Raw genomic sequence first — 23,465 nt, 5'->3', positions numbered from 1 at the left:
TTAAGACTCCGGGTGATCAACGTCCAGCATGGGATGATCAACAGGCCGCCCAAATTCGTCGAGTAGCTGGACCGAACCCTCGGGGTGGGCACGCAGGTAGAGGCCGGAGGCGATCATGCCACCCCAAATAACAACCATGGCAACCAACATCATGGCAATGGCGGCTCCGCTCATCGCAGTTCCTCCTTATCGGTTGAGGCTGGTGTGGACGAGGATGCGGCTACCGCCCGCTCATCCAGATCGGGAAGTATGTAGCCGGCAATAGTTGGATCTGCCTTGACCTGCCCGAAACGTCCTTGATCCACGAGGCGATCCAAGATAGGCGGCGGTATGAGGTCCCCATCCGAATCGAGGACATGAACATTTGAACGCTCACCCCACGGAATCGATGTCAGCAAGAAGGCCATGACCACCAGGGCGATCACCATGCCCCATCCGAATACGTTCACGAACCAGCCGGGCATGCCGCCGTATCCTTCGGCGACAGTTCGCTGGATCTCGTTGATGAGGATGTAGCCCAGAACGATCGGGGCCACTCCACCCACGAACATCTGCCAGATGCGCCCTACCTTGAAGGAGCTGGAGCGGTTCAGGTGGTTCCGCAAGGTGGGCAAGGCGCCAAAGCCGGCCGAGAGCGTCACGGTCGCAACCAGCGCAACCGCGACGATCCCAAAGTTGTTAACGAAGGCATCGGTTATGTCAAGGAGATTCATGCCCGTTGTGGTGGGGAAAAGCAACAGGGAAACCACTGCCATCGGGACACCCACTACGAGGGTCGCGGGGACACGATTAAGGCCCAACTTGTCTTGGATCGCGGCGATGATTACTTCGATGATCGAAATCATCGAAGTAAACCCAGCAAACACAAGCGAACCGAAGAAGAGCACACCGATCAGGGCTCCCACAGGCGCCTGATTGATGATCGTGGGGAAGGCGATGAAAGCTAGTCCGATGCCACCGCCGGCCACTTCATCGATTGGCTGGCCGGTGGACTGTGCCATGAATCCGAGCGCCGCGAATACGCCGATTCCAGCAAGGATCTCGAAGCTGGAGTTGGAGAAGCCAACGAGGAGGCCCGAGCCGGTAAGATCCTCATCCTTCTTGAGGTAAGAGGAATACGTCAGCATGATGCCGAACGCCACGGACAGTGAGAAGAAGATCTGCCCATAGGCCGCCACCCACACACTCGAATCGGTAAGCGCTCCCCAGTCTGGTGTGAAGAGTGCATCTAGACCTGCGCCCGAACCAGGCAAGGTCAGTGCCACGATAACGAGGATCACGAACATGACCACAAGGATGGGCATGAAGATACCCGAGAATCTCGCGATCCCTTTCTGAACGCCCATAATAAGTACGCCAATCACGCCTACCCAGACGAGTATCAATGGGATAGCCACACCCGGCACGAAATCTAGACCGAAAGTAGCTTCTTCGGCCGGCACCGAATGAGTAAACGTCTCCGTGAAGAATGTGGCCGGATCATCACCCCACTCCTTGGTAAAGGAGAACAGGAAGTAGCGGATGGCCCACGCCAGAATGAGCGCGTAGTAGATACCAATAATGAAGCAGATCATCACTTGCCACCAACCGAGGGGCTCGGTCATGCGATGTAGACGCCGGAAGGACAGCGGAGCCGAACCGCGATAGCGATGCCCAATCGCGTAGTCCAAGAAGAGCAGTGGTATACCAGCTGTGACAAGCGCAATGATGTACGGCAGGATGAACGAACCGCCACCGTTCGAGTAGGCCACATAGGGGAAACGCCAAATGTTCCCTAATCCAACGGCGGAACCAATCGCCGCGAAGATGAAGGCGTTGCGGCCGGAGAACGCACCTCGGTTCGCTTTTCGTGATCCCTCTGCGCCTTTTGGCGATACTGTGCTCATAGACTCCCTTTCCAGTAATCAACCCATTTTTGGGCCATTCACCGATAAACGCAAGAAGTCTCGCCATGTAGACGGTTCTGGATCCGCCACTCGCACGGATCAGCAGCGCGCTACCATTAGCTTCATCACAGTCGCGGCTCCACTTTACCCGCGAGCGAGTATCCTAAACATATAAACTCCGATAACCTACCCACTTAGTAGGTTTACACACGCCCCGGATCCTGAGATGATTTATCTCGGATTACAGATACTCGCTTCAATGACTGAGAGGGAAGCCATGACAGAGGACAGGACTTCAGTTCCACCGCTTCTTGACCACATTGTTGTTGCCACGCCAACGCTCGAGGACACTGTGGCCGAATTCGAGCGAGCCACTGGCGTCAGCCCCGATAAGGGCGGATCACACGAGAGCCTAGGGACTCGAAACTATCTAGTCACTTTCGGCGGCGGCCACTATCTAGAGATCGTGGGCGCTGATGAATCACTCCCACACCCCGATGGCCCATATCCATTCGATTTGGACACCATCACCACCGCCACGGTAGCTACTTGGGCTATTCATCCCGACGATGCCGACGCAACGGTGACCCGCGCCAACACCGCCGGGATCCCCATTTCCCCGCTCGAAGCACTGTCCCGCCGCACTCCTGATGGCGCGCTGCTCTCTTGGCGCCTCACCCAGCCCACGGCGGGGCCACTACCATTCATCATTGACTGGCAGGATTCGGTTTCGCCCGCCGCCTCTACGCAGGCCCGGGCAGAACTGCGCCGTTTTACCCTTTGTGTACCGCAGTCCGAAGGCAGGTCCGAAAACGCCGAGGCCTCCGCATCAGAGCTCCGAATGCAGCTGGCGGCTCTTGGAACCGCTATCGAAACTGAAACCTGCGCCTGCACCTCGGATCAGCCCCGCCTCTGTCTCGAAGTTTCGGGACCGGCCGGCATCTGGACAGTGTAAAGCGCCCCAACGTTCACATCCGCGTGCTTAGGCCCGAGCGAGCCTGAACACGATGGAGCGTGAGCCCGTGCAAACCCGAACTCGCGCCGCATAAATCGCAACCTTAAGAAACAGGAGTCATCCGTGCAGACGATGAAGGCCGTGGTCCTGCGAAACCATGGATCAGTTGAAAACTTGACGATCGAAACTGACTACCCACGCCCCGAGGCCACCTCCGGCAAAGTGGTGCTGAAGGTTCGGGCGTCATCATTGAACTATCACGATATCTTCACCGTACGCGGCATGCCGGGCATCAAGATCCCAATGCCGGTAGTGCCGGGCCTAGACCTTGCCGGAGAAATCGTGGAGGTTGGCCCGGATACGTCTGGCGTCAAGGCTGGCGATCGCGTTCTAGTCAATCCGCTTGATTCCAACTTCAACCTTATGGGAGAGGTACAGGACGGCGGGCTCGCAGAGTATGCGGTGGCGGAAGCCTCGCAGATAATTCCCCTTCCGGATTCCGTCAGCTTCGTAGAGGCAGCGGCCATGCCTGTGGCCTATGGGACGGCGCACCGCATGGTAGTTGGTAAGGGCGCGGTCAAGGCCGGAGATAAGGTGCTGGTTCTCGGGGCTTCTGGCGGCGTGGGTACCGCTGCGGTTCTCTTGGCCAAGCAGCTGGGCGCCTACGTTGTAGCCGCGGTTGGCTCAAAGGAAAAGGGGGAACGCCTGCTGGCCATCGGTGCGGACGATTACTTCAACTATCGCGAGGTCCGGATCGATCAATGGACCCGCGAGAACCTTGGTAAGCCTTCGCGCAACTCCACCGAGACCGGGTTTGACGTGGTGATCAACAATACGGGCGGGGACACGTGGCACCCCACGCTCAAGTCCACAAAACTCGGCGGCACAATCCTCGTTGCCGGAGCTACGGCGGGCTTCGATCCGGCCGAGGATCTCCGCTATATCTGGAGCTTCGAGCTAAAGATTCAGGGGTCCAACGGTTTCGGACGTGAGGATATCGAGGCGCTCGTGGAGCTGGTAGACACCCGTGATTTCCGCCCGGTCATTGACTCAGTGCTCTCACTTGACGAGGCTCCGGCCGCGATCCAGCGCCTTGAAGAGCGCGGCGTGACTGGCAAGGTAATCATCGCCCCGTGGGGTCAGGAGGCATAATGCCATCGGCTACCCGGACGCTTCCCTCACTTGCCGCAGTTCAGCGCACCCTTGAGGGCGGCACCTTCAACAACTGGCTCGGACTGAAAGTCACTGCCATCACGGCTGACTCCATCACTCTAGAAGCCGCCTCGCGCCCCGAATGGACGAACGCCCAAGACGGGAGCGTTATCCACGGCGGCATCCTCTCCGCCCTTCTGGACACCGCAGCCTGCTTCGCGCTTACCGGCACGATCGGCGGCCCGGCCCCTACTATCGACCTCCAGACTCAGTTTCTCCGCCCGGCACGCCCCGGCAGGCTCATCGTCACCGGCCGCCTAGTCAAGCCTGGCCGTGGCGTCGCTTTCGCTCAGGCCGAGGTTCACACCGAGGGGCAGAAGGTGGCTGCCACGGCGCAGGGTACATTCGCCGCGTCAGCATCCGCGCCCATCGAGGAGACGTTTTCCCCCGGTGTGAGGGAAGCGCTCGCCATCGGCAACATCGGGGCGGCCATCAACGCCGCCCATCCCGATCGCCCGGCGATTACCCTGACCGGTGACAACCCCGAGACCGTCACGTATGGTGAATTCCTCGCCAGAGTCCGGGCGGCCCAAGAGTGGCTCGCCGCCCACGGGGTAGGCCGAGGCACCGCGGTTGCGATCGTGGGGATCAACTCGATCGAGTACCTCGTGGCATTCTTCGCCATCATGCGCGCCGGCGGCGTTGCCGTTCCCCTCAGCTACAAGTTTCCTGCCGCCGTACTGGAATACGCGGTGGCCAACTCCGGTTCATCCTTCGTCTTGGCCGATCGTCCACTTTTTGAGGGCGACGACGTTCCCTTCCCCGTTTATCTCCTCTCCTCCATTTCCGCTGCATCGGACCAGGGCGCGGAGCCGGTGGAGGTCTCGGGAGAGGATCCTTCGATGATCCTCTACACCTCGGGTTCCACGGGCAAACCCAAGGGTGTTGTTCGCTCTCACTCCTCTCATGAATGGATCATGGAAACGGGTGAGAAGTATTCGGATGGCAGGGATCGTGTGTTCCTGGTGTCCGCCCCGCTTTATCACATGAATGCCTTGGCAACTAGCCAGGGGGCTCTGCTGCACGGCGATCACGTGGTGCTTCAGCCGGTGTTCGAGCCGAAGGGCTTTCTGCAGGCGATTGCCGATCACAGCGCCACACGTATCACCGGGGTTCCCCCGATGATGTCTCTGGCCCTGCGCGATCGCGACCCCCAGATCGATCTGTCCAGCGTGAATGAGCTCTGGCTAGGTTCGGCGCCCATGTCCGATGAGCTGATCGAGGAGAGTAGCCGGGTTTTTCCCGGCGCTGCCTTCTCCTTGGGGTTCGGCACCACCGAATCGGGGCCCGTGGCCTTTGCTCCTCATCCGATCCTGCCAACCCCGCGCGGTTCGGTAGGTATCGCTCATCCCGAAGTAGCCGTGGAGCTTCGCGACCCGGACGGCAAGGTACTGGCATCGGACACCGGCTCGGTCAGCGGTGAACTCTGCGTCGAATCCCCTGCAACAATGCTCGGCTACAAGGACCGCCCAGATGTGCCCAGCCCGGTCGATGATCGCGGCTTCTACCTCACTGGCGATCTGTTCGAGCGCAATCAGCGGGGCTTTTACTTCTTCCGCGGGAGAGTAGATGACATGTTCACGTCCGGTGGGGAGAACGTGTATCCGGCCGCTGTAGAGAAAGTGCTGGAAAACCACCCGGACGTTCAGGAAGCGGCAGTAGTTCCTATTCCTGATCCCCTCAAAGGCGCCAAGCCTGTGGCTTTCGTTGTGCCCGTTCCCGGCTCCAATCCAAGCGAGCAGGAGCTGCGCACGTGGACTCTGGAGCATCTGGAGCCGTACGCTCATCCACGTCGCATCTTCTTCGAGGAGAGCTTCCCACTGTCCGGAACCAACAAGGTGGATAAGAAGCTGCTCTCCCAACGCGCCGAAGCGAAGGTGCGATGAGACTGAATTACCATAGCCGCACCGTCCGCCTGCTCATCCCCACGATCACAGTCCTCCTGATCTTTGCCGTCTGGCAACTGGCCTCGATCGTTGATCTGCTCCCCAGCCGATTTGCCCCGGCTCCCACCCAGATTCTGGGTGAACTGGGAAGCCTGCTCGGCGGATCCGGGCTCTGGACCGCGATTGGTGCCACGCTCTCCGCGTGGATTCAGGCCCTCGCGATAGCGGTAGTGATTGGTACCACGGTTGGCCTCATCCTTGGGTCCTCTCGCTACCTTTCAGCGTTCTTCCGGCCGGTGATCGAGTTCCTCAAGCCGATCCCCTCGATCGCGATGATTCCCCTCGTGATCCTGACGATGGGTTCGGGCAAATCGTCCGAGATCTTCCTCGCTACCTATGCTGCCGTCTTCCAGATGCTCATGTCCGCAATCTCGGCGGTACGCGACGTGGATCCAGTGGCGCGCGAGACCGCAGCGGCCTACTCGATGCCGTTATGGGCACGGGTGCGATTCCTCATCGTCCCGTCCATGCTTCCGCAGTTACTCACGGGCATTCGCATCGCCTCCAACACCGCCCTCGTCTTGTGCATCACCTCCGAGCTGTTGGTTGGTATGAGCGGGCTGGGAAACCAGCTCGGCCAAGCTCGATCAGTGGGCAACCTGCCCGTCATGTACGCCTACATTTTCGTGATTGGAATCGTGGGTTTCGGCCTCAACACCCTACTTCTCTCGCTCCAGAAGCGCCTCTTGGGATGGCACGAGTCCTATAGGAATGAGGCCCAATGAAACGCCTAACCTCCTTGCTGGGCATGCTCGGCGCCCTCAGTGCCATCGCCATCTGGTGGTTTGCCTCGTCGAGCTCCAACCAGATCTACTTTCCGCCGCTACCCGACGTCTCAACATCCGTCTGGGAGTACTGGCTGGCCGGTGAAGGCCGATCGAACCTCACATCCAGCTTGACCAACTTAGCCATTGGGCTGGGATGCGGGATTGTAGCTGGCATCGTCGTCGGCCTTATCATCGGACAAATCCGGCTCGTACGTACCGGCCTTACCCCGCCCTTCGAATTCATTCGGGCCATCCCAGCAACCGCACTTATCCCGTTCGCGATGGTGATTTTCGGGCTGGGCGACTCGATGAAGATCTTCATCATTGCGCTGGGGACGTTCTTCCCGGTGCTGCTCAACGTGATCGACGGGGCGCGCTCAATTCCGCGCGAATCCCACGATACAGCGCGAAGTTTCGGGATCACGGGGCTGACGAAACAACTCAACGTGGTGCTGCCCGCGGTCACGCCGCGGGCCGTGGCCGGGATTACCGTGGCCATCCCGCTCTCTCTAGTTCTGGTGGTTACCAGCGAGATGACGGGTTCTTCGGAAGGCATCGGCTACTTTCTCGTCACCGCGCAGAACTCTTTTAATCAGACGGCCGTGTGGGGCGTCATCATCATCTTGGGCTTGCTCGGGACGGTCCTCACAAGCATCTTTGGCCTCATCGAGCGGCGCCTGTTGGCGTGGGATCGGGGCCTGAACGGAAGGGATCAACTATGACGGATATTCGTCTGACGATCGAGGACCTACATAAAACCTATCCGCCCCGCGGGCGCAAGGATCCGGGCACCGAGGTACTCCGCGGCGTCAACCTAGAGGTCCACGACGGCGAATTTCTCTCCATCGTTGGCCCCTCCGGCGCTGGCAAGACCACTCTGCTCCGCTGCATCTCCGGGCTGCTCGCCCCCACCTCCGGGCGGGTGCTGCTGGATAATCAGGAGATCACGGCGCCTCCCCGCGAGATCGCGCTCGTATTTCAGGATTACTCGCGTTCCCTCTACCCGTGGATGAACGTGGGGAAGAACATCGCTCTGCCGCTGCGCGCTCAGGGGCTCGATAAGGGCGAAATCGCCAAGCGCGTGGAGAGCTGTTTGGCCAGCGTTGGGTTGGAGGGGGCTGCGGGGCGCTACCCGTGGCAGCTCTCCGGCGGAATGCAACAGCGCGTGGCCATCGCTCGGGCCATCGCCTACCAACCCGAGGTGATGGTGTTGGATGAGCCTTTCGCTTCCGTGGACGCCCAAACTCGCAACGATCTGGAGGATCTGCTGCTGCAGGTCCGCCAAGAGACCGGGGCAACCTTCGTGTTCGTGACGCACGATGTGGATGAGTCCGTGTATCTATCCGATCGCGTGGCCATTCTGTCCCAGACCCCCAGCCATATCGAAGAGATCGTTCCAATCGGGCTGCCTGCTGATCGCAACCAACTCGAGACCCGCGCCCTTCCCGAATTCTCCGAACTTCGGGCACATATCTTTGGCACTATCCGCAATCTTGTGGTGCCTACCAACACACCTCCCGAATACACCATCTAAAGGAAACCCCATGAAGAGATCAATGAAACTCGCTGCCTTGGCGGCGTCCTCGATGCTCGCTCTGGCCGCGTGCGGCTCCGACGATGGCCTTGAAGAAGGCGAAGACGGCCTCACTAAACTCACGGTTTACCAGATCACCACCACCGATTCCACGCCGCTCTATCTGGGGATCCAAGAAGGATTCTTCGAGGAAGAGGGCTTGGACGTTGAGGTAAAGATCGCCGAATCCGGCTCAGCCATCATTCCCTCTGTGGTGAACGGCGAAAGCCCGATCGGATACGCCAACGTGGTTTCGGATCTCGCGGCCATCGATCAGGGACTCGACATCAAGTTCGTGAGCTCCTGCTGCGGCGTTGGCTCCGATCCCGACGAATCCACCTCGCAGGTGTTCGTGGAAGAGGATTCCGATATTCAGGGCCCGGAGGACCTCCCGGGCAAGAAAATCGCGGTGAACTCCACCAAGAATCTAGGCGACGTCACCATTCCCGTGGCGCTCGAAAACAATGGGATCGATCCCTCAGGCATCGAGTACGTTCCCATGAACTACTCGGATATGTCCGGAGCTCTAGAGCGCGGAGATGTTGACGCCATCTGGATGGTTGAGCCCTTCCGCACCATCGCGCTGGACAACGGCTACCGGCCCGTTCTGTCCAACTTCGTTGAGGCCTTCCCCGACGCGACGCTGGGCTACTACATCACCTCGGGCGATTTCGCTGAAAACAACCCGGAGATCGTGGAATCCTTCCAAAAGGCCATGGACAAGTCCAACGAATACGCCACTGAGAACACGGATAAGCTCCGTGAGCTGGCCGTCTCCGAAGTTGGGTTGGATCAGGATGTTGCTGATCGCATCTTGTTCGGGGTGTACCCCACGGGCCTGGATACCGAATCCATCAAGCTATACGGCGAGGCTGCCCTTGACCAGGGCGTCATCTCCGAGGAGCCCGATTACGATTCTTTGGTGATCGAGCCAGTGGAGTAGACCTCACACGCCGCCTTCCTCGCCCGGGTTTGATGCTTCTATGTGTGTCAAGTCTGGGCGGGTTGGGTTTGGTTGAGTGTCCGGTAGGCGTGGCGGGCGAGGTAGCGTTTGAGGCAGCGGCGGATTTCACGGTCGGTTTTACCCTCAAGGCGGCGGCGAGCGACATAGGCTTCGGTTTCCTCGTCCTGCCTCATTCTCGTCAGCGCGATCGTGTGCAGGGCACGATTAAGCTGCCTATCTCCGCGCCTGTTCAGGCGGTGACGGACGGTGTTGCCGGAAGAAGCCGGGACCGGGTTAACCCCGGCCAAGGCGGCAAACTTAGCCTCAGAATCGATCCGGCCAACATGGGAGAAAGACACGAAGATCTGGGCCACCGAGATCGGACCATACCCCTTCTCTTTGAGCAACACCCCGGCTTCGCACTGGCGAACCAACGCCAGAATCTCCGCCCGGTTGGTAGCTGCATTTTTCTCCAACTGAAGAACCGTCTGCGCTAGGTCGATCGCCTCCCTTATCGCGTAGAACACGGCAATATCCCCAGTATCGCGAGCCTGCCAGGTAGCGATCGTCTTGACCTGTTTCATGCTCACGGCCTTGCGTACATCGATACCCAAATCGTGGAAACGCATCAGCGCGGTCAACTGGTTTTTCGCACTGGTCTTGGCCTTTTGCATCTGGTTCCGAGACGCCAGCAAAATGGCGAGGGCCCCGCGGATCCCGTCCGCGCGCGGATCCCTCAACTGGTCGATCTGACAGGCCAAGGTCGCTCGTGCGATCTTGCCGGCATCAATCTCATCGCTCTTACCCTTGGCGGACGTGGCTGTCCACGGGGCCTCGACTCGCTTGTAGCCAGCCCGGCCAACATGCCGAGACAGGTTGGCCCCATAGGTGCGGGTTCCCTCAATCGCGAACAATGCCGACATGTCCCCACCGGTGTGTTTGCCGACCCACGAGATGGCCCGACCCATCCCCGCCCTTGTGGTCGGGAACTGGCGAGTGGCTAGAATGTCGCCCCTAGCGGCGGCGATACTATAGACATGGTTTCTGGCGTGGCAGTCCACGCCTATGACAAACCCGTGATGATCTGCAACGATAGACATTGCGGTGATCCTTTCACTATCAACTGATAAAGAATGACCGTAGGCCGTTACCAGTCCGGGAAAGTTTCACGGCGGGATAATGCTGTAAAAAGTCACACCCCACGGGGCGGACAAGCTTCTAATCAAATCACCATCGTGGACCGGGCAGGTAGCGGCCACCCCCGAGTACTAGACGGACATATCAATCCCCAGACACCACCAAGAGTGGGTACAGCGTCAACTAGAGTCACGCCCAGCCCCAAGAACAGCCACCACCAACCCTGCCAGCCAGTCCCAGACCAGCCAACCCCATACTTACAGCGTCAATTCTCGGGTTTGAAACCCCAGTGTGCGTCAGAAATGCGGGTAAGGGCCCACGGGATTCACCGCCTCGTGGGCCCCTACCGGTTTGGAGTGACCGTTATTTGTTCGACGACGACGTCAGATGGCGCCTCAAGCGCCATCTGAATTGCCCATGCAACAGATGCCGGGGACATCGCCGTGGCCGGATCGAACTCCCGCGACTGCTTGGCGGCCATATCGCGTTGCATATCCGTATCGATTCGCCCGGGAGTAACTGTGCTGACCCGCAAAGTTCGTTCTTCGGCCCGAAGCACGCTGGCCGCCTTTTCTAGGGCCGCCTTGCTCGTGGAGTAGGGCAGCCATCCGGGGAAGGTGAGCTGGGCGGCGGTCGAGCCCACGAAAACAACTGTTCCGCGGGACTCCCTGAGGTATGGCAACAGCGCGTTGGTCAGCATCACCGGAGAGAGCACGTTGATCGCGTAAATCCTCTCTAGCGCACCCGCCTCAAGGCTCTCAAGCGCTGTGGCCCCCTCTACGCCCGCGCAGCTTACAAATGCATCGATGGTGGCGCCCGAATTCTCTAGCGATCGGGCCACGGACGCGGCAGCGGCCTTCGGATCAGAGAGATCCGTGATCACCGTACGGCATCCTGGATAGCGGCCTTCAAGCTCAGAAGCGCGTTCTTCGTTGCGCGCCAACATGATGAGGTTCCATGAGTTCGCAAGGCGATCCGCGAGCGCACCACCTACGCCACGGCTGCCACCAGTCAGAAAGAGAGTTTTCATACCTCGAGTATGGCCGTTCATCCGGACCAGCGCACGTAGGCCAAGCGGGAAGACTAAGCTGAGCATCGAAAACCAATAACCCACCGGAACCGGTCTATGTCTGATCAGAACACCTCCGAGAACTCCGAGCCCTTCAACGCAATGACGGCTCGCATCTCTCATCTCTTTGGATCGCGGCGCTGGCGCGTGGCCCGAAATGGCATTCTTGCGGGACTTCTCGCTGGCACCATCACATGCGGCTACCGGTTCATGATCGGAAAGGCTACCGAGTTCGCACGCTGGGCATACGCGTTCATCGGCGATCACGCGATTGCCATTGCACTGTTCTTCGTGGCTGCGCTCGCGGCGTCCGCCCTCATCTGGGCCGCAATCCGCTTCTCCCCCGATGCCTCGGGCTCGGGAATCCCTCAGGTCAAGGGGCTACTACAGGGCGATCCCCCGATGCGCCCGCTACGGGTTCTAGCAGCACGATTCACCGGGGCTGGGGCCGCCGCGCTCTTTGGACTCTCGCTCGGAAGGGAAGGCCCTTCCATTCACATTGGAGCGGCTTCCGCCGAGCTTCTCAAGCGCCCACTGCGCGCCACGTCGGAGGAGGAACGCCACCTGATGACAAGCGGTGCGGCCGCGGGGCTCTCCGCAGCGTTCAACGCACCTGTGTCTGGATTGATGTTCGGGATTGAGGGGCTTCACCGAAGCTTCTCGCCGCTCGTCATCGCCTCTGCCGCCACCGGAGCACTTGCCGCTGACGTGATCGCAGGACTGGCCTTCGGCTCGGAGCCGGTCCTCCAGTTCGGTACCGTTGAGACGATCCCGATCAGTTTGTTGTGGGCGGTGGTCCCGCTCGGCATCATTGCCGGTCTGGTGGGTGCCCTCTTTAATCAGATCCTTCTCGGATCTCAGATGCTCCAGCATCTGCCGGGACCCGCTCCCCTGTTCGTTGCTCTGGCGCTTGCGCTGCCGTGCGGCCTGTTCTTTCCTTTGGCGCTTGGTGGCGGCGAAAAGGCAATCGACTGGGCAGAATTCGGCGCTACGAGCATTGGGGCCGTCCTCATAATCCTGCTCGTGAAAGTAGTCTTCACGGCCGTCAGCTTCGGATCGGGCGTTCCTGGTGGAATCTTCATGCCAATCCTAGCCATTGGCACACTCACGGGCTCCGCCTACGCTCTGGCCCTACAAAATCTGGGCCTGCCCGAAGGCTACCAAGCAGCTTTGGCCGTGTGCGGGATGGCTGGACTACTCGCAGCAACCGTCCGCACTCCTCTGACCTCGATCCTCCTCACCGCCGAGATGACCGGTAGCCTCAGTCACCTGCTGCCCATTGCCACCGCGGTTATCATCGCCATCTTCGTAGCGGACGCTTTACGCGTTCCGCCTATTTACGACGCCTTGTTGGAGCGCAGGCGCCAACGCTAGGTAGGGTTGCATTTATGTCTGAGAACGGGATGCCGGAAAAGAATTCGTCGTCGCAATTAATCGAACCTGAAGACGCCCTACTGGAGGCCTTCTGGACGCGCGCGAAAAACGTAGCCAAAATCAATCCCCTCGAGGTGATCGTTGGCCTAGATAGCGTCTCGGCGCTCCGGCCCTCCGCCTACTCGCTCGGGGACTCGTCCGAAGAGGCCGATCGCCTCTGCAAACTGGTCATGGACGGCACGAAGCGCGCAACCTCCTCTTGGGTTGCTTCCTACCAAGCAGAGGATGCACCCCTTCCTGAAGTTGGCGAGCTTTCCATCATCTGCGACGGCTCTGGCACACCTCACGTGCTGGCCCGCACCAGGAAAGTCACTACGGTGGCCTTCCAAGAAGCTGGCCCAGAGATCGCGATGGCGGAGGGCGAAGGCACCTTCGCGCAGTGGAAGGCGGAGCACGATGCGTTCTTCCGCCGGGAATGCGAGGAGCTGGGCATCGCATTTGATCCCGACGGTCAGGTGCTCACCGAGTACTTCGAGGTGCTCTATTCACACTAGGCGCCTCGTGCTAGTTGCCGGTGGGGTCCGCGCTCGAATCTTGATCTGGGGACAGAATGTCGAGTCCTAGGCCGTGACCTCCCAGTAGCTGAAGGACACCGCCGCGCTGCTCAAATCCGCCCGCCGGAAGATCCGAGGTGAACCACTCCGGTGCATCCAGATCAATCATCGTGACCGCGGGATGGGCTATAGCAAGTTGAGCCGCCGCGGAGATCGAGATACGAGGCTCCATCATCGAGCCGACCATACATTCAAGACCCGCTGCTTCAGCAATGTTGGCGATGCGTAGTGCCTCGAGGAGGCCGCCCGTCTTCGCGAGCTTGATGTTGAGGAGATCTGCTCCTTCAAGGTCGATAATCCGCTGCGCATCGGCGGCCGACCAGATGGATTCGTCCGCCATGATCGGCGTTGAGACATTCCGCCGCACCTCGGCCAGCCCGGCTATATCAGCGGCTGCCACCGGCTGTTCCACGAGGTCCACGGGGAGGCCAGCCGATTCCAGACCCTGGATCATCGAAACGGCTCCGGCCACGTCCCAGCCCTGATTCGCGTCCAAGCGCAAGCGAGCATGCGGAACGGCATCGAGCACGGCCTCTAGCCTGCGCCGGTCCTCATCGATATCCCGGCCCAGCTTGATCTTCAGGATGTGATAGCCAGCTTCCGCTGCCTCGCGCGCATGGATCGCCATGGTTTTCGGGGATTCTAGTGACACAGTCATGTCATTGACCATCGAGCCGAGTTCCCCAGCCGCGCCACTCCCACCGCCCAGCAGGCTCACGAGGGGCTCTCCCGTGCTGCGTCCCAGTGCATCAAACAGGGCCACATCAACCGCAGACTTGGCGCTGGTGGCACCCTCAAGTGCACCCGAAATCCTTGCCGAAAGCTCCTCCAGCGTTCCCGAAGCTCCTTCGAGCACCTCGCGCAGGGGCCCAGAAATCGATTCACGGATGGTTGCGGCGGATTCACCCGTCACGGCGACTGTCTCGGCAGCGGATCCTTGGCCCACCACGCCGTCGGCTAGCTCCACCTCGGCCACCACGTACTCGACAGCCACCGTGCGGCGGGCTGCCGTCACGAACGGCCGGAGCAGCGGCGCCTGATGCGTGTGGCACCGAACCTGTTTGATTCTTAATGTGTGTGTTGGAGTCTCCGCCATCGTATTCTCCGTTCTCCTACCTTCTAATACTCCCGACGTGATTCTGCCTCAAGGGGCCGATGATCCCGCACGAAATGGTGGTACGGCTAGAAGGCACCCATCACTTGTGCACCGGCCAACCCAACGAATGTGCCTAGGAACGAACCGAGCAGAGCGAAAAGAACACCTACTGGGATGAGCTGCTGGCTAAATGACCCGGCAACGGCCGGAGCAGAGGCCAAGCCACCCACGTTCGATGCGGACGCCACCGCGATCGTAAACAGGTCCGTCTTGGTGAGCTTGGCATAGCCAATCATGATCAACGCGTGGAAGAGTAACACTAGGCCGCCAACCAACAGATAGAGCGGGGCTTGTGTAATGGCCGAGAAATCGGAACCAGATGCGATGTTACCAATCACCATGTAGAGCATCAGCGATCCGACTTGCCGGGCACCCGCGGTCCTGCTCAACGGCGTGACCGCTACGACAAGGCCAAGCACAGAGACGATGAGGATGGTCCACGTGGTGGCATTGACAACATCGCCGAGTTCCGGGAGGTGGTCGCCTACCCACTTGGCCACAATCGCAACGAAGAGCGAGCCAAACACGGTCACGGCAAGGGAACTAGCAGTGATGGGGCGTTCGTCATCCTCCTCGATGACATCGGTGAGGTCAAGGTGCGAGGTATCAGCTTTTGTGAAGCGATTGAACCGCGAGGCCAAGCCGACGGAAGAGAAGAGAACCATGAGCCACAGCGAGTACATCGTGGTATCCGTGATAAGGGCATAACCGAAGATGTTATCTGGCGCTTCGAGAATACCTTGGACGGCAACCATGTTCGCGCTTCCGCCAGTCCAAGAAGCCAGTAGCGAGCTCAGGGCCTTCCACGACTCATCTTGCAGCACGGACTGGAACAGGAAGTAGACAAGCACCATGCCGGTGAATATCGAAACCACGGTCACAGCGAATGTCATCAACAATTTGGGACCAAGCCGCCAAATCTTGCGAAGATCGCATTCGAAAAGGAAAAGGAAGATCATAGCTGGCAACAAAACTTTGGACAGGTCCGAGGCCGGCGCGCGAACCGCCTCATCGTTTCCAAATACCCCGATTGTATTCAGCAGCGCGCAACCGAGGTACATAAAGACCATGCCGGGCACATACTTGAAGACTTTCCAGCCGCTGTTCTTTTCAAGGACTATGAGCAGGCAAGCCAACGCCATTAGCACGCCAAGCAACATCAAGCCGTCAGTTATCACAAGTTCTCCTCAAGGGCTAGGTCACTCGGGGCAACGAGGCCACAGTGAACGAGATTCAGTTGGGCGGCAAAGCATTCAAAAAAGGGCAATCTCATCAATGAAGCAGCCGGTGGATATTTGAGTTTGTTGTTTGGCGGTCACAAGCGTGGCGCCTCGGGGTCTGATGGTACAGGTTCAGAATTCGATCGGTAAAATCTCTCCATATTTTTAGGGAATGGCGGCGAATCCTCACCTGCGCACCAGCTTGCGGTGGTAAGCACGTAGGTAAGCAGACGTCGTCGTCGGAAAACTAGCCACCACCCTTGGAACAAAATTGGGGAAGGAAAAACCCCGCAACCATGGCAGTTACGGGGCTTCCTCGGGAGACCGGGTTACTCGACTAAGTCGAGTACTTCATCGGGGGCCTTGGTCATGGGCTGAGCCTGAACTGTTCCCATCTGTCCAGTTCCGTCGGAGTCCCAGACTGCAGAAAGTACCTCAACACCGGTGTAAGCCTCAGATAAGTCTGGCTGATCCGCAATGAGCCAGTATGTGCCCTGCTCTCCGGCAGGGACTGTCCCTTGGGCTGTATTCGGCTCAGGCAGTTGCTCTAGGGATTCCGTCAAAGCCTCGTCGGCATCCGCATGTTCGGGGTTATCGAGGTCCAGATGCTCGCGTGCCCCTTCCGAGTAGTAACCGGCACTATGCAATAACAGATCGTAGAATGCCTCCTCGTCATTGTCGTATGCCGTGACGCCCTCGGTAACGAAATCCTCATCGCCGTCGCGGTTATCAACGGTGATCCGCATCACCGGAGCAGAAGGATCAAGCTGCTCCGTGTACCCGGATAGCTCTTGCACTTCCTGCACGTTCTTGATCACTTCTGCGGCTTCGCCCTCTGGTTCGGCATCAAATTCGATGACGCCCACTGCCCCATCTTCTGTCTCGAACCAGGCTTTCTCGGCTGTATCAATATCGACTTGCTCAGTCGAGGTAGTATCGCCGGTTGTTGATGAGTCCGTAGTCTCCGCAGCTTGCTGACTGTCAGATTCCGATGAATCCGCCTGACTATCTGTACAGCCGCTGAGACCGAAAATGAGTGCTGCCGCACCCGCCAAACTGACTATCTTCTTCATGGCATTACCTCTTCCATGACCTCGCTAGGGTCATTGCATGACCCTAGCGAGATCCGCCACCGATTTGTTGGCTATATAAGCAATCGATACTGGATTGTTATACGGCCGGCCGAGGTACTTAACCTCAGAATATACAGCCAAAACACTATGGTTCTACCAACACCCTCATCCGCGCTTTCTTGCGTTATAGCAACGAAATCTCTGTATTGGTTTCCTGAATAAAACAAGCATTTTCCCGGTATTCGATGCGATCTTTGGGGACGACGACGAGTCCCCCTCCGCACCAACTTGCGGTGGTGGGTACGGGCTTAACACGGCTCATGGGATCTTGGTGGGGTTATGGGATGGTGATGGAGTCGAGGGTGCGCCAGTGTGGTTTGCCGGCGTAGAGCAGGACTCGGGTTCTGTAGTTGTTGAAGTTGCGGAACCCGTAGCCGACGCGTTTGACTCGTTTGATGAGGTTGTTCATTGCTTCGGTGATTCCGTTGGAGTGATGAGCGTGGTGGTAGGCCAGGATCTGGGGGTGCCAGGTTTTCAGTGTTGCCCCGAGTTTTTGCACTTCGGCAGGCATGGAGGCTTTCCGGCAGGTGGTGATGAGTTCGTCTAAGAGTTCTCTCGCGCTTTCCATGTTGGTTTGATCGTAGAACTCGCGTAGGCGTTCTTTGATGCGGTAGGTGATTGCTACTTCCCCGTTGGGATCTCCTAGCGTGAGCAGGCAGGTGAGTCGCTCACTGGTTTTCTCCGATAGTTTGTCTTGACCGACCAGTAGGGTCCGGCGGATCTTGAACAACGGATCGTTTTTGCGTCCTCGGTGGTGGAGTTGGTCTTGTTGGACTCTGCGCCTGACCTGATCCAACGTGTTGTTGGCGAGTTTGATGACGTGGAAATGATCAACGACTTGGGTGACCTTGGGCAGGATCACGTTGAACACTGCCCGGTAGGTAGGCGACATGTCTAGGGTCCCAAACTCGATACGCTCTTTCCATTGCTTGGGTTGATCGGTCAGGAAGTGTGCGACATCGATATAGTTACGGCTTGGCACAATATCGATGATCTGATGATTCTCGACATCACACACGGTGGTGACGAAGCTGGTGTGATGACGTTTCAATCTGACGAAGCTGGTCTCATCCAGTCCGATCGCACATGTGCGATTGACACGTTGACGATCCGCTTTCAATAAAGCGGCCCCGTATCTGGTGACGGTATCGTTGATGGTGTGCCAGTCACAGCCCAGCTCGTGGGCTACTTCCTTGACAGTGCGACCGGTCCCGACTTGTTTTGTTGCCCATTTCGCGGCTCTGGTTGTCAGATATCCCTTCACTGGCGCGATTCTGGGATCCGTGTTCATCCACGTGGTGGCCGCACAGGCCGGGTTGGGGCATGTCAACCGGTGCTTACGCCAGATCAGGCGCATTGATTTACCGTAAACCGGTAAATCGATATACGAGACTTCTGGGCGGTCTTTGACCCATGCCCGGGTCCTGCATGTGGGACAGGACGGGCCTTTCAGGACCTGTTCAACTCGGAGCCACACATTCTGGCGGTCCCTGTAATAATCAAGCACACGAACATCTTTCAAGCTCACCAGAGCCTGAAGAATCAAAGTAGGATCAGTAACGGTGAAGGTGTTTCTATTCTTTTCTTGGATCACACCTAAAAGTATGAGACACCTTCACCACCCCACCAAGATCCCATGAGCCCTTAACACTCCGTCGCGGGCGGAAAACGCTTGAAGCGCGGCGAAAATGAAAAACCCCGCAACCACAAGGGTTACGGGGAGATGGCGGAGGATGGGGGATTCGAACCCCCGAGGGCTTGCACCCAACACGCTTTCCAAGCGTGCGCCATAGGCCACTAGGCGAATCCTCCTTGCGCTAACGCGCCCACCTAGCTTAACCGATGCCCTAATGGGTTCGCGAATTCTCCGGGTGAGACGCCCAGCACGTTAGATTTCGGTAGCCAAGCCCTCCACAACCTCAGCGCCTGGGAGCGCCGCGAGGAGCGCGCCGGGCACTGCAAGCTTCGAGCTGCGAAGCCCCGAACCGATCACACAGAAGCCTTCGGACACACGGCTATCAAGGTACAGGTGCCAATCATCAGGCACGCCAACCGGGGTAATGCCACCGTATTCCATACCGGAGGCCTCCACTGCCCGATCCTGTGGCCAGAACGAGGCTTTCCGAACATCGAGCAGCTTCTTGATGGCGTGGTTGACATCGGCATGCGTGGTGGCACGAACAACCGCCGCCGCAATTCGTTCCTCGCCTGCCCGCTTGCCAGCTACCAGCACGCAGTTACAGGAGAGCGAGAGATCCATCTGGTAGTGATTGGTCATGGCCTGTGTATCCGCGAATTCCGGATCGATTGCGGCAACAACTGCCTGATTAGCCAGCTCTGGCGCCACCTCACTCATTGTGGAGAGTGCCGCCGCCACTGGCTCAGCCAGCAAGTCCAAATTATCTAGTGCTTTGACCCACTGGGCCGTTCCCATTCCTTGTACTGCCATACATCCACCCTAATGATCGTCTCTCGCATTGCCACACGATGCGCGAATAGCGGACAGTACCCGGCACAGAAATCCACGAGTTGGCGAATCTGTCCCAGCGTGCCGTAGACTAGCACTCGGCTCCCCACGTGGCGCCATCTTTCAAAACTCCCCCAGGGCCGGAAGGCAGCAAGGGTATGAGAGCTCTGGCGGGTGCGTGGGGAGTCCCTTATTGGCAGCGATTTTGGCACGGGCCATGCAGAATTGCTCGCTCTCGGCTACGGTTTATCCTGTGAGTAATGGCAACGTAACAGCACGCGAGGAATATCGCCGGCGTATTCAGCAACGGCAAACGGTTGTGTTTGGGACCGTTTCGGCGATAATGGCGGTGTTGTTGCTGCTCGCGATGCTTGTTTGGTCCGGAGTCATTCCCTTCCCATTCAAGCGCGACTTTTCCGAAGCCCCGGATCCCAACGAAATCATCACTCCGTGCCTCCCGGAAGGCGCCACGGACCCAGTTGACCTTGCCAAGATCAACGTGAACATCTATAACTCAACTACTCGTACAGGCCTCGCTGGCGAGGTGGCTGGCTCCCTCGAGAAGCTCGACATCGTTGTGAGTAACACCGATAACTGGGGCGGGGAGTCTCTACAAGAACCTGCCCGAATCCGTACAGGTTCCGCTGGCGTTGAGGCGGCCTACACACTCGCTCAGTTCATTCCTGATGCCGTGATCCAGTTCAGTCCGGATCAGACAACCGAAACACTCGACGTTGTGATCGGAGCAGACTGGGACGGGCGCCTGACCACAAAGCAGGTCGCGAAGGAATACCCTGAGGGCAAGCTCGAGAACGTTCCTGAGTGCACGCCGCTTGAAGAGGCCGCGGATAATTAACGGCTGCCTCCTCTAGGGCCACGCTTCTTTCATTGTTCATGGAATGTGTCGGTCAAACCACATCCACACAGTGCTGCCCCCTCACCGTCAGGCAAGGGGGCAGCTGGTCTATATGAAGATTTCGAAGATTGAGCCCTACTTGGTTGGCGTGCCTTCTGCAGGCGCTTCCGCCGTCGGCTCGCTATCAGTTCCGTTGAGTTTGCGCCCAACGCGCTTCCACCAGCCGTAGGTGTGCTCACGGGAAAGGGAATGCTCTTCGATTTCGGTACCCGCGGGCGCAGAGGCCGGCGATGCCGATTCGAGCGAGGTACCACGCCACCGCGATACTGTGCGCATGAAGTGGTACAGGATGATGGCGCCAAAAGAGCCGAGCGCGATGCCCTCGAACACCATGTCGCCCCAGTGCCAGGTGTAGTTCGCAATAGCGATTACCATGGCAATGGCTGCCGTGTTGAGGTTAACCGGATCGGAGAAGTCCACGCGGTTCTGTACCCAGATGCGCACCCCTAGCATGCCGATCATGCCGTACAGGATAGTTGCCGCACCGCCCAAAACTCCCGGGGGAATGGTGGCGATGATCTGGCCGAACTTCGGGAACATGGATAGGCCGAGCGCACAGATGGCCGCAACGATATAGGCCGCGGTGGAGTACACCTTGGTTGCCGCCATCACGCCGATGTTCTCAGCGTAGGTGGTGGTACCCGAACCGCCGCCGCTTCCAGCGAACATCGTGGAGAGGCCATCGGCGAAGAGTGCCCGCCCGGTGAGATCATCGAGTTCACGCCCCGTCATGGCTGAAACAGACTTCACGTGCCCCACGTTCTCCGCAATCAGAACCAGCACCACGGGGATGAACAGGCCCAGCAGCGTGGGATCGAAGGCGAGGCCGTGGAATTCAGGAACGCCAACCCAGCCAGCGTTCGAGATCGCACTAAAATCAACTTCGCCGCGCACAACTGCCACGCCGTAACCAAAGAGCACACCGAACAGAATGGAAAGCCGCCCGATAATTCCCTTGAATAGGACGGTCACCAGCAGTACTCCCGCGATGGTAGCAATGGCCGTGACCGGTGCCGCCTTGACGTTATTCCACGCGGCCGGCGCTAGGTTGAAGCCGATGAGCGCCACGATCGTTCCAGTCACCACCGGTGGCATGAGTTTATCGATCCACTTCGATCCGGCGAAATGAACGATCACGCCCACGATCGCCAGCGCAAGTCCGGCGGAAACGATGCCGCCCTGAGCCAAGGACATCTTGTGCGAATCGATCGGCACACCGGAATCCATCGTGTATCCGGTCACGGCACCGATTGGTGCGATCAGTGCGAAGGACGATCCGAGGTAGCTGGGTAGCCGGCCGGAGGTGATCCCAATAAATAGCAGCGTTCCGATACCCGTAAAAAACAGTGTGGTGGAGGGATTGAATCCCGTCAGCAGCGGCACCAGGAACGTGGCGCCAAACATTGCAACCACATGCTGCGCTCCGATGCCAATTGTTGCGGGCCACGCGAGGCGTTCGTCCGGTTGGACAACCTCCCCCGGTGCGATATGCTTTCCGTCTCCGTGTAGTTTCCATGCCATGACCGAAGTGCCTCCCGGTGTATGCCTTGGTCACCCGGTCCGCCGAGCGCCCGGCCTATCCTAGGAATTGGGCGACATTGTTTACGCTCTAGGTTCACTACGTGGACGCTACTGGTCCAGCATTCGGTTATTTTCCGACGACGACGAACTACCGCCGCAACCACTTTTCCCTTGCCGCAGCCAGTTATTGCCGATCAGCGGCTAGCTCTCTATCAAGGCTGAGTGTGGGGAGAGTGACGAATCCGTCGTCGTTAAAAACTACTCGGCCGTATCGGCAGAAAGCGGGTTTCGGGGCCGCAAGCCTTCGTACTCTAGGGCGGCTTGGACCCACAGGGTAGTGAAGATACGCGTACCAGCGTCCAGAATGAGGGCCCCGCCAATTCCAGCGAGGATCTTCCCGCGCGGCTTAGACCAATTCTTCACGGCTGCGGCAACGGCCACCGATCCGGCGCCAGCCTGGACGGAAGCGACGATCTCCATGATGTGGGGATGATCCAGGTAGAGCTTGCGGAACACACTCCAGAACTCTGGGGTGGCGCGGCCCTTGCCGGACACTTCGTAGGCAACCGAGGTCTGGAAGCGCTCGGAAAACGGCTTCGGCTCGAATACAACGGAACCGGGGACAAGGCGGGCATCTAGCAGGCCCTCCAAGCAATCGGCCACCTCTTCGGGCAGGGAGATTGCGCGGATCAGAGCACGCGGCGCTTCCTCGGCGTTACCGGTGAGCGCGGCGCGCACGGCCGCTTCATCCACATCGTGGAGATCCTGCGCGAAGCGGAGAACGAACGCGCCCGCGCCCAGTTGCTGGTGGGCGAAATTCGTTGCGATCTCATTGCCACCAACCCACGGCATATCGGTGAAGGAATAGTCCCACTCCCAGACGAACCTCTGATTGTCCTGACGAATTACCAGCACCGGGGATTCTAAGCCACTGGGATCGGTGGACAGCAAGATGACGAACTTGGGCGAATCCAGCGCTCCGCGGCCCGGGATGCGCGAATCGGCAAGCACCGCCTTGGTCTCTCCAGATTCGAACGCCGCGATTGGAGTGCCCACTGCTGCGGCGTATCTGGGGAGTTCGGCGAAGGAAAGGTCCGAGAGAAGGAGCATCGGGCCCTCGGGCAGATCGGGGAAGGCACCTTCAACCCCTTCTTCGTCCGCGCCAGGAGCCAGCTCGGTTTCGGCAGGGAGAGCAGTGGGTGGAGTATCCGCTGATTCGGGCTCGGGGCTGGGAGTTGAGAGGTCCCAAGACACGTCCACTTCACCCAGATCAATGTTGCCCCAGGCCACTTCCCCGGCGATATCTATCTGTACCTTGCGCAGGGTCTTATCCATCAACTCCACGAGATCGGGAACCGATGGGCCGGGAACCACCACCTCGCCAGCTTCGTCCAGCGTGGCCACACGACGGCGCCGGCCCGTCACGGCCAACTCGACTTCATAGGTATCCCCCGCGTCAATGCCACGGGCGATGATCCGGTTATCGGCGAAGAACTTCTCGATGCTCTCCACGCTGGCAAGCGTGTGATCGAAGCGAATGATCTCGCCGCGGACTGGACGCCATGAAGCCATGATG

General features: G+C 58.9%; 21 protein-coding genes, 1 tRNA gene and 1 other RNA gene. 11 read left to right on the top strand and 12 right to left on the bottom strand.

Translation table 11 applies throughout. From position 1 onward, the window contains the following. Positions 1–174: a methionine/alanine import family NSS transporter small subunit gene (locus DD236_RS01745; protein ID WP_109092650.1), complete on the bottom strand. Its 174-nt coding sequence runs from the start codon at positions 172–174 to the stop codon at positions 1–3. Then, positions 171–1,886: a sodium-dependent transporter gene (locus DD236_RS01740; RefSeq protein ID WP_109092649.1), complete on the bottom strand. Its 1,716-nt coding sequence runs from the start codon at positions 1,884–1,886 to the stop codon at positions 171–173. The genes DD236_RS01745 and DD236_RS01740 overlap by 4 nt, the downstream gene beginning before the upstream one ends. Before the next feature lie 259 nt (positions 1,887–2,145). Between DD236_RS01740 and DD236_RS01735 the strand changes: the two genes are divergently transcribed. From DD236_RS01735 to DD236_RS01705, 7 genes are all read left to right on the top strand, one after another. Beyond that, positions 2,146–2,841, top strand: a complete 696-nt coding sequence (locus tag DD236_RS01735; protein WP_165819796.1) for a VOC family protein — start codon at positions 2,146–2,148, stop codon at positions 2,839–2,841. A gap of 132 nt (positions 2,842–2,973) precedes the next feature. Then, positions 2,974–3,993, top strand: coding sequence for a zinc-binding dehydrogenase (locus DD236_RS01730; RefSeq protein WP_109093252.1), 1,020 nt, complete (start codon positions 2,974–2,976; stop codon positions 3,991–3,993). Continuing rightward, positions 3,993–5,939 (top strand): AMP-binding protein, encoded by a 1,947-nt coding sequence (locus DD236_RS01725; protein ID WP_109092647.1) that lies wholly within the window; start codon positions 3,993–3,995, stop codon positions 5,937–5,939. The genes DD236_RS01730 and DD236_RS01725 overlap by 1 nt, the downstream gene beginning before the upstream one ends. Further along, complete coding sequence (locus DD236_RS01720) at positions 5,936–6,724, top strand: ABC transporter permease (RefSeq protein ID WP_109092646.1); 789 nt, start codon at positions 5,936–5,938, stop codon at positions 6,722–6,724. The genes DD236_RS01725 and DD236_RS01720 overlap by 4 nt, the downstream gene beginning before the upstream one ends. After that, complete coding sequence (locus DD236_RS01715; RefSeq protein ID WP_207785652.1) at positions 6,721–7,488, top strand: ABC transporter permease; 768 nt, start codon at positions 6,721–6,723, stop codon at positions 7,486–7,488. Before DD236_RS01720 ends, DD236_RS01715 begins: the two co-directional genes overlap by 4 nt. Beyond that, a complete protein-coding gene (locus tag DD236_RS01710; RefSeq protein WP_109092645.1) occupies positions 7,485–8,300 on the top strand; it encodes an ABC transporter ATP-binding protein in 816 nt (271 codons plus the stop codon). Before DD236_RS01715 ends, DD236_RS01710 begins: the two co-directional genes overlap by 4 nt. Positions 8,301–8,310: 10 nt before the next feature. Next, positions 8,311–9,282, top strand: a complete 972-nt coding sequence (locus DD236_RS01705) for an ABC transporter substrate-binding protein (protein WP_109092644.1) — start codon at positions 8,311–8,313, stop codon at positions 9,280–9,282. Positions 9,283–9,329: 47 nt separating this feature from the next. Here the strand turns inward: DD236_RS01705 and DD236_RS01700 are convergent, their stop codons facing one another. Both DD236_RS01700 and DD236_RS01695 read right to left on the bottom strand, forming a co-directional pair. Further along, on the bottom strand, positions 9,330–10,391 hold the full coding sequence (locus DD236_RS01700) for an IS110 family RNA-guided transposase (protein ID WP_165819826.1): 1,062 nt from the start codon (positions 10,389–10,391) through the stop codon (positions 9,330–9,332). A gap of 371 nt (positions 10,392–10,762) precedes the next feature. Further along, a complete protein-coding gene (locus DD236_RS01695; protein WP_165819795.1) occupies positions 10,763–11,449 on the bottom strand; it encodes an SDR family NAD(P)-dependent oxidoreductase in 687 nt (228 codons plus the stop codon). Positions 11,450–11,545: 96 nt separating this feature from the next. Here DD236_RS01695 and DD236_RS01690 point away from each other — a divergent pair, with 96 nt between their 5' ends. Next, complete coding sequence (locus tag DD236_RS01690) at positions 11,546–12,862, top strand: ClC family H(+)/Cl(-) exchange transporter (RefSeq protein ID WP_109092641.1); 1,317 nt, start codon at positions 11,546–11,548, stop codon at positions 12,860–12,862. 14 nt (positions 12,863–12,876) lie between these two features. Beyond that, positions 12,877–13,416: an ASCH domain-containing protein gene (locus DD236_RS01685; RefSeq protein ID WP_207785651.1), complete on the top strand. Its 540-nt coding sequence runs from the start codon at positions 12,877–12,879 to the stop codon at positions 13,414–13,416. A 10-nt stretch (positions 13,417–13,426) separates the two neighbouring features. On the opposite strand, the gene DD236_RS01680 is transcribed toward DD236_RS01685, so the two are convergent. From DD236_RS01680 to DD236_RS01655, 6 genes are all read right to left on the bottom strand, one after another. Beyond that, on the bottom strand, positions 13,427–14,572 hold the full coding sequence (locus DD236_RS01680; protein ID WP_109092640.1) for a dipeptide epimerase: 1,146 nt from the start codon (positions 14,570–14,572) through the stop codon (positions 13,427–13,429). Positions 14,573–14,658: 86 nt separating this feature from the next. Continuing rightward, positions 14,659–15,810, bottom strand: a complete 1,152-nt coding sequence (locus DD236_RS01675) for a DUF819 family protein (RefSeq protein WP_109092639.1) — start codon at positions 15,808–15,810, stop codon at positions 14,659–14,661. Positions 15,811–16,181: 371 nt separating this feature from the next. Next, a complete protein-coding gene (locus tag DD236_RS01670; RefSeq protein WP_109092638.1) occupies positions 16,182–16,925 on the bottom strand; it encodes a hypothetical protein in 744 nt (247 codons plus the stop codon). 337 nt (positions 16,926–17,262) lie between these two features. Beyond that, entirely contained in the window at positions 17,263–18,579 is a 1,317-nt protein-coding gene (locus DD236_RS01665; protein ID WP_165819794.1) for an ISL3 family transposase, read from the bottom strand. A gap of 130 nt (positions 18,580–18,709) precedes the next feature. Beyond that, a tRNA-Ser gene (locus tag DD236_RS01660) sits at positions 18,710–18,797 on the bottom strand. A 76-nt stretch (positions 18,798–18,873) separates the two neighbouring features. Continuing rightward, entirely contained in the window at positions 18,874–19,434 is a 561-nt protein-coding gene (locus DD236_RS01655) for a YbaK/EbsC family protein (protein WP_109092636.1), read from the bottom strand. A 115-nt stretch (positions 19,435–19,549) separates the two neighbouring features. On the opposite strand from DD236_RS01655, the gene ffs reads away from it, so the two are divergent. Beyond that, positions 19,550–19,646: signal recognition particle sRNA small type (gene ffs / locus DD236_RS01650), an RNA gene on the top strand. 59 nt (positions 19,647–19,705) lie between these two features. Next, a complete protein-coding gene (locus DD236_RS01645) occupies positions 19,706–20,308 on the top strand; it encodes a LytR C-terminal domain-containing protein (protein ID WP_165819793.1) in 603 nt (200 codons plus the stop codon). 135 nt (positions 20,309–20,443) lie between these two features. Here the strand turns inward: DD236_RS01645 and DD236_RS01640 are convergent, their stop codons facing one another. Beyond that, positions 20,444–21,889, bottom strand: a complete 1,446-nt coding sequence (locus DD236_RS01640; protein ID WP_109092634.1) for a uracil-xanthine permease family protein — start codon at positions 21,887–21,889, stop codon at positions 20,444–20,446. A 258-nt stretch (positions 21,890–22,147) separates the two neighbouring features. Next, on the bottom strand, positions 22,148–23,461 hold the full coding sequence (locus tag DD236_RS01635; RefSeq protein ID WP_109092633.1) for a hypothetical protein: 1,314 nt from the start codon (positions 23,459–23,461) through the stop codon (positions 22,148–22,150). Positions 23,462–23,465: the final 4 nt, after the last annotated feature.

This window comes from Ancrocorticia populi (assembly GCF_003123745.1).
Classification (GTDB): domain Bacteria; phylum Actinomycetota; class Actinomycetes; order Actinomycetales; family Actinomycetaceae; genus Ancrocorticia; species Ancrocorticia populi.
This window is presented reverse-complemented; position numbering and strand designations above follow the sequence as displayed.

Coding starts and splice junctions, on each gene's coding strand:
- DD236_RS01745 (WP_109092650.1), bottom strand. CDS start 174: ATGAGCGGAGCCGCCATTGCCATGATGTTGGTTGCCATGGTTGTTATT.
- DD236_RS01740 (WP_109092649.1), bottom strand. CDS start 1,886: ATGAGCACAGTATCGCCAAAAGGCGCAGAGGGATCACGAAAAGCGAAC.
- DD236_RS01735 (WP_165819796.1), top strand. CDS start 2,146: ATGACTGAGAGGGAAGCCATGACAGAGGACAGGACTTCAGTTCCACCG.
- DD236_RS01730 (WP_109093252.1), top strand. CDS start 2,974: ATGAAGGCCGTGGTCCTGCGAAACCATGGATCAGTTGAAAACTTGACG.
- DD236_RS01725 (WP_109092647.1), top strand. CDS start 3,993: ATGCCATCGGCTACCCGGACGCTTCCCTCACTTGCCGCAGTTCAGCGC.
- DD236_RS01720 (WP_109092646.1), top strand. CDS start 5,936: ATGAGACTGAATTACCATAGCCGCACCGTCCGCCTGCTCATCCCCACG.
- DD236_RS01715 (WP_207785652.1), top strand. CDS start 6,721: ATGAAACGCCTAACCTCCTTGCTGGGCATGCTCGGCGCCCTCAGTGCC.
- DD236_RS01710 (WP_109092645.1), top strand. CDS start 7,485: ATGACGGATATTCGTCTGACGATCGAGGACCTACATAAAACCTATCCG.
- DD236_RS01705 (WP_109092644.1), top strand. CDS start 8,311: ATGAAGAGATCAATGAAACTCGCTGCCTTGGCGGCGTCCTCGATGCTC.
- DD236_RS01695 (WP_165819795.1), bottom strand. CDS start 11,449: ATGAAAACTCTCTTTCTGACTGGTGGCAGCCGTGGCGTAGGTGGTGCG.
- DD236_RS01690 (WP_109092641.1), top strand. CDS start 11,546: ATGTCTGATCAGAACACCTCCGAGAACTCCGAGCCCTTCAACGCAATG.
- DD236_RS01685 (WP_207785651.1), top strand. CDS start 12,877: ATGTCTGAGAACGGGATGCCGGAAAAGAATTCGTCGTCGCAATTAATC.
- DD236_RS01680 (WP_109092640.1), bottom strand. CDS start 14,572: ATGGCGGAGACTCCAACACACACATTAAGAATCAAACAGGTTCGGTGC.
- DD236_RS01670 (WP_109092638.1), bottom strand. CDS start 16,925: ATGAAGAAGATAGTCAGTTTGGCGGGTGCGGCAGCACTCATTTTCGGT.
- DD236_RS01655 (WP_109092636.1), bottom strand. CDS start 19,434: ATGGCAGTACAAGGAATGGGAACGGCCCAGTGGGTCAAAGCACTAGAT.
- DD236_RS01640 (WP_109092634.1), bottom strand. CDS start 21,889: ATGGCATGGAAACTACACGGAGACGGAAAGCATATCGCACCGGGGGAG.
- DD236_RS01635 (WP_109092633.1), bottom strand. CDS start 23,461: ATGGCTTCATGGCGTCCAGTCCGCGGCGAGATCATTCGCTTCGATCAC.